Consider the following 10,243-nt stretch of genomic DNA (forward strand, 5'->3'; position numbering starts at 1 on the left):
ATATAACATCTAACAAGGTAGTCAAATGAAACCTAGATCACAATTAGCTGTTCTCATCGCAGCTTTATTACCAGCAAGTGTGCTGGCATCCACAATTGAAGGCGTTGTTTTAAACAATCAAGGTAAAATAGTTACCAATGCAACCATAGAAGTTGAAGGCTCAGACCTTAAAGTCACCACCGACGAAAACGGTAAATTTGTTATAGCAGAGCTAAACAATGGCTTAAAAGAACTTCACGTTGTAGCCCCTGGCTATGCGCATCTTCATCGCGATATAACAATAACGAATGATGAAAACCAATCGGTTACGTTTAATTTAAAGCGCTCGCCTATTGAAGTTATTGATATTGAAGCAACCCCTATTCATATGTCGGCAATGGAATCTGCCTCACCTGTTAGCGTTTTATCTGGCGAACAACTAAGACGACAACAAGCTACAACACTTGGCGACAGCCTTGAAAAACTCCCAGGCGTTAATACTAACTTTCACGGTAAAGTAGCCAGTACACCAATTATTCGTGGTTTAAGCGGCCCGCGTGTACTCATTACTCAAAATGGCCTTGATGTAAGCGATGTGTCGCGCGTTGGCCCTGATCACTCTGTTGCATCAGAAGCCTCTACCGCACAACAAATTGAAGTATTACGCGGCCCAGCAACACTGTTTTATGGTAGCGGAGCGATTGGTGGTGTGGTTAATGTAGTAGATAGCCGTGTACCAACCGATAGCACAACACGCGGCGAGTGGAACGTAGAACATAACTCGGTAGATAACCAAAAAGTAGCCTCGTTTAATGCCACCACAGGCACAGACTCGGTGGCTTTTTACGCCGATGCATTTTGGCGTGAGGCCGATGACTACGAGGTGCCTGTAGCTGCCGATATAGATAGCGATGGTGAAAGCCATAGTGGCGATTACACTGTTGAAAACAGTAATGAAGAGTCTGACGGTTTTACTGTTGGCGCTAGCTATTTAATGGATAACGGATTTATTGGCTTAGCAGTAGAGCAATTTAATCGTCAATACGGCATTCCAGGCCATACGCACGGCGAGGAAGAAGAGGAAGAACACAGCGACGAAGAAGAAAGCGTATTTGCTGATTTAGAACAAACTAAGGTGCAATTATTAGGTGAGTACAACCTAGATAATAAATGGCTAAACAAAGTAAACCTGCGCGTTGGCCACACCGACTACGAACACGCTGAAATTGAAGGTGGCGCTGTAGGCACTACTTTTAAAAACGAAACAAACGAATTACGTATAGACCTACTACATAACCAATTTAGCGAGTGGAATGGCGGCATTAGCTTTCATTACAAACAAAGCGATGTTGAAGCACAAGGTGAAGAGGCCTTTACGCCTCCATCAGAAACCGAAAGCTTTGCTGTAGCACTAATGGAAGAAAGACACTTTGGTGATTTTTTAGTGCAAGTAGGTGGGCGTATAGAGCGTGTAACCATTGAAGCAGGCGACGTATTACTGCCAAATATAGACGCTCACGCACACGATGAAGCAGAAGAAGCCGACGAACATGATCATGAAGAAAGTGCAGAAATTACCCGCGTATTTGACGTAGAGCATGAATTTACACCTATCAGTTTATCGGCAGGCGTAGTATGGGATTTTACACCTAACTATAACTTAGGTCTTTCTGTATCGCGCTCTGAACGTGCGCCCTCTGCCTCTGAATTGTTATCGTTTGGGCCACACATTGGTACTGGCACTTACGAAGTAGGTGCACTATTTGATTTAGATGAAGACGGCCATTTGGGTTTATCTGATCAACCAATTGATTTGGAAACAGCCAATAATATCGATTTAACCCTGCGTAAAACCCAAGGTGATGTTGGCTTTATTTTAAATGCCTTTTACAACCAAGTAGATAATTACTATTACCAAATAGACACCGGTTTATTCGCCGAAAGTGGCCACGACCATGGCGATGAAGAAGAAGGGGCTGACGAACACGACCATTCATCAGAACTGCCGGTTTATTTATTTAAAACAGACGACGTAATTTTACACGGGTTTGAAGCGCAAATTGCGTGGCAATTAACTGATGAATTTAAAGTAGATTTATTCTCAGATTACGTTCGTGCACGCCTTAAAGACGGTGGCGATTTACCCCGTACACCACCGCTTCGTTTTGGTAGCGAGTTAAGCTATCAAACAGATAAATTAAGTGCACATGTTCACGTTACTCGCTATCAAAAGCAAGACCGCACAGCCCCACAAGAAACAGCAACAGACGGCTACACATTGGTTGATGCAAGCATCTCTTACGACCTTTCCGTATTAAACCAAGATATGTCTGTGTACCTGAGAGGTAGCAACTTAACAGATACAGAGGCACGCGTGCACAGCTCGTTTGTAAAAGATATAGCGCCACGTCCAGGACGTAGTTTTGCGCTAGGTATTCGCGGTTATTTTTAAGCGTTAAAAAATTATAATTAAAGGAAATAAACATGAAAAAACTATATCAATTAAAGCTTATTGCACTGGCAATTAGTACTACATTTATCACAGCTTGTGGCGATGCAGAAACCAACATTGTGGAACAAGATCCTATTGTTGTAGAAGATGAACACGATCACGACGATGATGATGATGATCACGACCATGACGACGGCTATACCATAAGCTCACTTGGCAGACTTGCCGTACTGGCTGGGGATAGCAACGAAGCGAGCTTTTTTGATTTAGACGATAACGCACTGCTTGATACGTTTGTATTAAACGATGAGTCAAATACGTTGTCGGCTTCGCCTGACTTTCGTTACGCTGTAATTACAAACCGAACTCAAGATTACCTAGGGTTTATAGACGGCGGTATGTGGCGCGAAGATCACGGTGAGCACTTACATGATTACGAGCAAGGCCCTGCATTTAGTAGCTACGAGCTAACAAGTGGCAGCCGCCCTACACACTTAATGACACACGACGGGCAATTAGCCATATTTTACGATGGCGATGCAGATTCAGGGGCGCCAGCTTCTGTTGAAGTGTTAACGGATAGCGATATCACTAACGCAACGCCAACACTCCCTGGTATTAGCTACGATATAAATATGCACGGTGTAGCAGAGCCTCGAGGTGAGCATTTGCTATCAACTATTCGTCGCGACGATGCAGATAACACATCGGTTGCTAAAGTACTGCCAGATCAAGTAGGTGTTTATCACTTTCATGATGGTGAATATGAGCTTGAACAAACCTTAGAAGTTACGTGCCCTGATTTACACGGCGCGGCACAAAACCACGACTACGTAGTATTTGGCTGTAGCGATGGCGTGTTATTAGCCCACCAGCACGATGATGAATACGAAGCTGAAAAAATAGCGAATATTGCAGCCGTTGGCGATTTACGCATTGGTAGTATTTATGGCCACGAAGATAGCGAGACCTTTATTGGCGTAGCGTCTGGCCATGGTGGCGGCGAAGCCGTAATTGTAACTATTAACCCTGTAACAGCACAAATGGAAGAACTAGAATGGCAACTAGCCGATGGCGCAAGTGCTGTGTCGTACTCTTTCTCTGCCCATGGCGAGCACTTTTTAATATTAGACAGCTTAGGCTTTTTAAATGTATTTAGTGCACACGACCATGATGGCGAAATGCATTGGGAGCTTGAAGGCCAAGTTGATATTACCGAGCAAGATATATCAACCATGCCTGAGGGTATGAGCTTTAGCATGACAGTGGCGCAAAATGGTCAGTTTGCTTACGTTGCCGACCCGATTGCTCAGCACGTTGTGCAAGTACACCTTGAAGACTTTGAAATTGAAAGTGAGCTAGAGCTTACTTTTGCTCCTAGTGCAATTACTTGGTTGGGTATTGCGGAAGAAGATGAAGGTCACGACCATTAAATTAAAACTAACGCTTTAAGTTAAAGCCACAAAACAAAAACCCGTAATTAGGTTTACTAATTACGGGTTTTTACAGCTATTTATTTAGCTCTATTGTTACTTACGGCGCCAGCCACTCCATACATCATCTATATCATCGGCTTTATTTTTTTTCTTTTTCTTGCCTGTGCCTTCTGGTTTTGCCATTGGTTTTTCATTTTTAAGCGCATCAGCTGCATCAAGATTAGCTTGGTTAACGGCAAAGCCAGCTATTTCCTCACGCTCTAAACGTAGCTTGTTTTTCTTTTCGATTATTTTAAAATGATGAAAATCTTCATAATCAATTAATGATAATGCCAAACCTACTTCACCAGCACGACCACTTCGACCAATACGGTGCATGTAATCAGAAGGGCTACGTGGTAAATTAAAGTTTATTACCACTGGTAGCTTTTCAATATCTAAACCACGAGCTGCAATATCGGTGGCAATAAGTACTTCTATTTCGCCAGCTTTAAATTTTTCAATTACGCGAGTACGCTCACTTTGGCCTTTATCACCGTGGAAAACTTGTGCGTTAATACCACGCTTTTCAAGCTTACCTGCTAAGTGCTCACAGTCTTTTTTAGCGTTTACAAAAATAAGCGCTTGGCGCCATTTATGCGCTTTTATTAAATGCGCTAAAACCGTGGTTTTTTCGCCTTTATTAACGCTAAATACGCGCTGTACTAAGGTGCTTTCGTCTTTACTTTGAACTTGTATTTCAACAGGGTTATTGAGCAGCTCTTGCGTTAATTGTGTGACTTGCTCTGGGAAGGTCGCAGAAAACAACATAGTTTGTTTTTTAGCAGGCATAAGCGCTAATAACTCAGCCAGCTCTTCGGTAAAGCCAAGGCTTAGCATACGGTCGGCTTCATCAAGCACTAAGGTCGTCACTTTATCGAGCTTAATCGCATTGCTTGAGATTAAATCGAGCAAACGCCCTGGCGTTGCAACAATAATATCGGCGCCGCCGCGTAGAGCCTGCATTTGTGTATTAACCGACACACCACCAAATACCGCCACCGTTTTAATCGCGCCATTAAAATTTGCAGAATACGATTTAACGCTATCGGCCACCTGCGTTGCAAGCTCGCGAGTAGGTACTAAAATAAGCCCTGTTACAAAGTTGCCTTTGCTGGCTGTGCTTTTACTACCTTGTTCAACGAACATTTTTTGTAGCATTGGCAGCGCAAAAGTTGCTGTTTTACCTGAGCCCGTATTTGCCCCTGCAATTAAATCACTTCCCGCCAAAATACTTGGAATTGCTTGTGCCTGAATAGGTGTAGGTTGTGTGTATTCAAGATCAGACAATCGAGCAATTAGCTCTGGAATTAGGCCAAGTTCGTTGAAATTACTAGGATTTGCGGCTGAGGTCATAAAATGTGCGGGCTCATTACTAAAATAGCCTTCAATTTTAGCGTATTTATTACCCGTTAAGTAGGGGTTAGTGATTTTAATGTCGTTTTAGAAAAAGAGAAAAGCTGTTACTCCCTTTTCTCTTTAAATATATAACAATCGAGTTGGATTAAAAAGTGGTTATGTTTCGTCTTTGCCTAAAGCTATTTGTAGTTTAGCTTTTGTTTCTTTTAAGTAATTTATATAAGGGTATGAGTCGTCTGCAATCGCTAAAGCAGATTCCATCTGTTCAAGCGCTTGGCGAGTATCACCCTGCATTTCATAGCCATAAGATAAGGCTGAAAACGCATCGACTGATTTTGGGTGGTTTTTTATATTGTACTTAAACACCTCAATAGCACGGGTAAACTGCTTGCTGCCCGTTAAGTTATAACCGAGTGATCTAACAGCGCGATCCGGTGGCCCAATTTGCTCGCCCCATTGCTGAGATAGTGTTTGATAATAAGCATCAATAGAGGCTACATCGTCAGTTAAATCATTTATGGACATTTGTTTAGGCAAAAATAAGTTGTGATAGGCATTAAATGCCCCAGCAACCGAAGTCAGGTTATGTGAGACATCATCAAACGCATCACTAAAGAAGCGTAACCCTCGTACTTTATGCGATTGCAGTGATTGCTGTAATTCATCGTACCTTTCACGCATTATGCCTGCTTCTTCGCCAATATTGATATAAACGTAGTTACTTAGGTCTTTTGATTTATTAATAAACGCCTTAGCTGCTTTTACCGGTGCGCCATAGTTCCACCAAACGGCAGGGCTGTAAGCAATATGCGCTTGGAAAAGCTCTGGGTTAGCTTGCATAGTATAAAGTGTAAACACGCCTGCTGCTGAGCCGCCAGCAATTACATTAAAGTGATGCGTGCGGTAGTTTTTATTAATCAAGGGCATAAGCTCTTGCTCAATAAATGCTAAAAACCTTGCTGCACCACCGCCTTCACCTACCGGGCCTTGTGGCTCTTTATTAACTGTGGGGTATAAATCTCTTAAGCGATTGGTGTTTTCAATACCGACAATAATAACCTCAGGCGCACGATTATTATTTTGCAGTCGATCCATTACAGCACTTATAAGCGGTATGTTACCCGCGCCATCTAGGCGATAAATAACTGGATAAACTTTGTTTGGATTAGCTTGGTAACTCTTTGGAAGTTGAACTACAACGGTACGTAGCTCATTTAAAATTAATGAATTGATAGTATGCGTTTGTTGCGTATAGCTAATGGTTTGCTGTTTTAAATCAGGCTCTGCAAGTGTGTTATTAGAAACTATAAATAAGCTACATATAAAAATAGCAGTGAATAAACGCATAGCTAATCCTTTAGAAAATAGTGTGTTATTTAATCTAACAGGCTTTGAGGTACAAAAAAAGGCGCATCGAGCGCCTTTTTAGTTTTAACTAATAAATAATAACCTATTGATTTTACTCAACCGTAACAGATTTAGCTAAGTTACGAGGTTGGTCAACGTCAGTACCTTTAATTACCGCTACGTAGTACGACAGTAACTGTAATGGCAGTGTGTAAACAATTGGCGCAATAATGTCGTCAGTGTGGTTTACGTTGATAACACGCATTGTGTCGTCTGACTCAAAGTGTGAATCTTTATCTGCGAATACGTAAATAATGCCGCCACGTGCGCGTACTTCTTCTACGTTTGATTTAAGCTTTTCTAATAACTCATTGTTTGGTGCTACAACAATAATTGGCATGTCAGCATCAATAAGTGCGAGTGGGCCATGTTTTAGCTCGCCCGCTGCGTAGGCTTCTGCGTGAATGTAAGAAATCTCTTTAAGTTTAAGCGCACCTTCCATCGCGATTGGGTATTGTGAGCCACGACCTAAAAACAATGAGTGGTGCTTGTCGGCAAATTCTTCTGCAAGGTCTGCAATGCCATCTGCAAGCAGTAATGTTTCTTCAAGCTTAGCAGGTAGTACTTTTATAGCATTTACAATAGCACTTTGATCAAGCTGTTTTTCTTGAGCTATAGACGCAGTAAGCATTAACAAACCAACTAATTGCGTTGTAAATGCTTTAGTAGAAGCCACGCCTATTTCAGCGCCAGCTTTGGTCATAAAGGCAAGGTCTGATTCGCGTACAAGCGATGAACCAGGTACGTTACAAATGGTCATTGAGGCCATGTAACCTTGCTCTTTAGCTAGGCGTAATGCAGCTAGCGTATCGGCAGTTTCACCCGATTGAGAAATAGTAACAAGTAAGCTATTTTCGTGTACATACGATTGGCGGTAACGAAACTCAGAGGCAATCTCAACATTACAGCTAACGCCTGCAAATTGCTCAAGCCAGTAACGGGCAACCATACCTGAATGGTATGACGTACCACAGGCAATAATCTGTACATGTTTTACATCTTTAAATATTTGCTGAGCGCTGTCGCCAAAGGCATCAATTGCTACGCGGTCGTCGTTTAAACGCCCTTCAAGCGTATTACGTACGGCAAGTGGCTGCTCGTAAATTTCTTTTAGCATGTAGTGACGGTAATCGCCTTTGCCTGATGCATCTTGTGTAATGTTTGATTCAATCACTTCACGCTCTACAGCGTCGCCGTTTTCGTCAAAAATTTCTACTGTATCACGTGTAATACGCGCTACATCGCCTTCTTCTAAAAAGATGAAGCTACGAGTAACAGGTAATAGTGCTAACTGATCAGAAGCTATAAAGTTTTCGCCAAGGCCTAAACCAATAACAAGAGGGCTACCTGAGCGCGCTACAATGATTTCGTTGTCGTTTGCTTTATCAAATACAACTGTACCAAACGCACCTTCAAATTGCTTAACAGCTGCCTGTACTGCTGCAAGTAAACTAGTGTGCTGCTTACAAAGCTTATGAATTAAGTGCACCATTACTTCGGTATCGGTTTCAGATAGAAACTCGTAACCTTCTTCTTTAAGCGATGCGCGTAAGCTAGCGTGGTTTTCAATAATACCGTTGTGCACGAGTGCTAGCTGGTTGTTTGATACATGCGGGTGTGCGTTTTCTTCTGTAACGCTACCATGTGTTGCCCAGCGAGTGTGTGCAATACCTGTATGACCGCTAACGCCTGCTTTCTCAAGTGCAGCTTCTACGTTTACTACTTTACCTACTGCTTTAACAGTATTAAGTGTGTTGCCATCAAGCAATGCTACGCCTGCTGAGTCATAACCACGGTATTCAAGACGTTTAAGGCCTTCAACTAAAATTTTGTTTACTGGACGTTCTGCAACTGCCCCAACTATTCCACACATAGTGTCTCCATTAATTTTTTAATTCTAGTAACTCACTTTGTAGTTACTATTCAATAATCTCTGCGCAAATTAGTTTTACACCACACGCCTCAATTGCTTTGCGCTTTTCGTCTGCCAAGCCATCGTCGGTTATTAATGTGGTTACTATTTTCCACGGTAATTCTAAATTTGGTATTTTTCGGCCAATCTTATCTGATTCAACCATTACAATTACTTCACGAGCCGCTTTTGCCATTACTTGGCTCAAACCAACTAACTCATTAAAGGTTGTTGTGCCACGTTTTACATCTATACCATCCGCACCAATAAAGAGCTGATCGAAGTCGTAAGAGCATAATACATTTTCGGCAACTTGCCCCTGAAACGACTCAGAATGCGGATCCCACGTCCCACCGGTCATCAAAAGTGTTGGCTCGTTCTCAAGTGCTAATAAACGACTCGCTACTTTAATTGCGTTTGTCATTACAACTAGCCCACGCTTATCAGCAAGCTCGGGGATCATCGCAGCAGTAGTACGCCCGCTATCAATAATAATGCGGTTATGATCTTTTATAAGTTTTGCTGCAGCCTTTGCTATTGCGACTTTGCGCTTTGAATCTATTTCATCGCTAACAATTTCTTTAGGCAGTGCAATAGCCCCCCCATAGCGGCGAAGTAATAAACCACTTTTTTCAAGCGAGGTTAAATCTTTTCGAATGGTTACTTCAGATGTTTGAAACTGCTGTGCTAACTTTTCAACGGCTACTTCACCTAATTCATTAACTTGAACCAGTATATTGTGACGACGCTGCTGTGTGTTTCGTTTAGTCATAAAGCTCGTGAATTAAGTTTCATTTCGAAAGTTATCCGATTTTAAACGAAACAACCTAAATGGCAAGTGAACGAGCAAAAATAAAGCAGCTTTCTTCAAGTAATAATAAAGGTAAAATAGTCGTAGTATCACTTAACTAAACAAAGAACCCTTAATGCAAGTATTTAACAGCTTAGATAAAACGCTTTTAGCTCTACGCAAACAAACTGGTGAGATATGTCGCCTATTTAATAAAAGCCCGAGTAAAGGTAATTTAAAGCGCATTAAAGAATTGTTTTTGCAATGCGGTGAAGGGGTAATTATAGAGTCAGGGTTTCATTGCGATTATGGCAATCAAATAGTTATTGGTGATCGTACTTTTATAAATATTAATTGCACACTCCTAGATTCGCCATTAGCCAATTACTCAATCACCATAGGTGATGACTGTTTAATAGGCCCGAACGTTCAGCTTTTATCTGTGTCACATGCTACTAATCCAGCAGAAAGGCTTAATAAAGAAAACTTTGCAGCCCCTATCGCGTTAGGCAATAACGTATGGATTGGCGCAGGCGCTATTATTTTAGCGGGTGTGAGTATTGGTGAAAATAGTATTGTGGGTGCAGGATCTGTAGTAACTAAAAATGTAATGTCTAATACCGCAGTAGCGGGTAATCCAGCTCGTGAAATAAGAACACTATAGTTATTACCGATGTGATGTTAGCGTCGGGTGTTGCTGTGAGTGGATGTTAATTGCGCACATTTTACTTTTCTGCAGACGTAAAAAAGCCCGACTATTTCTAGTCGGGCTCTCTACAATTTGAAGTCGGTGCGCTACGCAGTAGGATGTCGTAGTGCCCACAGCGGTAGAAAGTCACATAGCAAATGCTACACTATCATCGGTCGAA

Annotated in this window: 7 protein-coding genes; 3 read left to right on the forward strand and 4 right to left on the reverse strand. The window is 41.9% G+C overall.

What is annotated here, in order from left to right; genetic code table 11:
• Positions 1-25 precede the first annotated feature (25 nt).
• Positions 26-2,431, forward strand: a complete 2,406-nt coding sequence (locus H5115_RS08575) for a TonB-dependent receptor (protein ID WP_182754770.1) — start codon at positions 26-28, stop codon at positions 2,429-2,431.
• Positions 2,432-2,463: 32 nt separating this feature from the next.
• Entirely contained in the window at positions 2,464-3,864 is a 1,401-nt protein-coding gene (locus H5115_RS08580) for a 5-methyltetrahydrofolate--homocysteine methyltransferase (RefSeq protein ID WP_182754772.1), read from the forward strand.
• A 96-nt stretch (positions 3,865-3,960) separates the two neighbouring features.
• Here the strand turns inward: H5115_RS08580 and H5115_RS08585 are convergent, their stop codons facing one another.
• The 4 genes from H5115_RS08585 to H5115_RS08600 all read right to left on the reverse strand — a co-directional run bounded on the left by H5115_RS08585 (position 3,961) and on the right by H5115_RS08600 (position 9,356).
• On the reverse strand, positions 3,961-5,262 hold the full coding sequence (locus H5115_RS08585) for a DEAD/DEAH box helicase (RefSeq protein ID WP_182754774.1): 1,302 nt from the start codon (positions 5,260-5,262) through the stop codon (positions 3,961-3,963).
• Between the two features lie 159 nt (positions 5,263-5,421).
• On the reverse strand, positions 5,422-6,612 hold the full coding sequence (locus tag H5115_RS08590; protein ID WP_182754776.1) for an alpha/beta hydrolase-fold protein: 1,191 nt from the start codon (positions 6,610-6,612) through the stop codon (positions 5,422-5,424).
• Positions 6,613-6,724: 112 nt separating this feature from the next.
• Positions 6,725-8,545, reverse strand: a complete 1,821-nt coding sequence (glmS, locus tag H5115_RS08595) for a glutamine--fructose-6-phosphate transaminase (isomerizing) (RefSeq protein ID WP_182754778.1) — start codon at positions 8,543-8,545, stop codon at positions 6,725-6,727.
• A 46-nt stretch (positions 8,546-8,591) separates the two neighbouring features.
• Positions 8,592-9,356 carry a DeoR/GlpR family DNA-binding transcription regulator gene (locus H5115_RS08600; protein ID WP_182754780.1) on the reverse strand — a complete coding sequence of 255 codons (765 nt, stop codon included), beginning with the start codon at positions 9,354-9,356 and terminating at the stop codon, positions 8,592-8,594.
• 154 nt (positions 9,357-9,510) lie between these two features.
• Between H5115_RS08600 and H5115_RS08605 the strand changes: the two genes are divergently transcribed.
• Entirely contained in the window at positions 9,511-10,038 is a 528-nt protein-coding gene (locus H5115_RS08605) for a sugar O-acetyltransferase (RefSeq protein ID WP_182754782.1), read from the forward strand.
• The last annotated feature ends 205 nt before the right edge of the window (positions 10,039-10,243 follow it).

Source organism: Pseudoalteromonas sp. SR44-2 (genome assembly GCF_014163745.1).
Taxonomy (GTDB): Bacteria; Pseudomonadota; Gammaproteobacteria; order Enterobacterales; family Alteromonadaceae; genus Pseudoalteromonas; species Pseudoalteromonas distincta.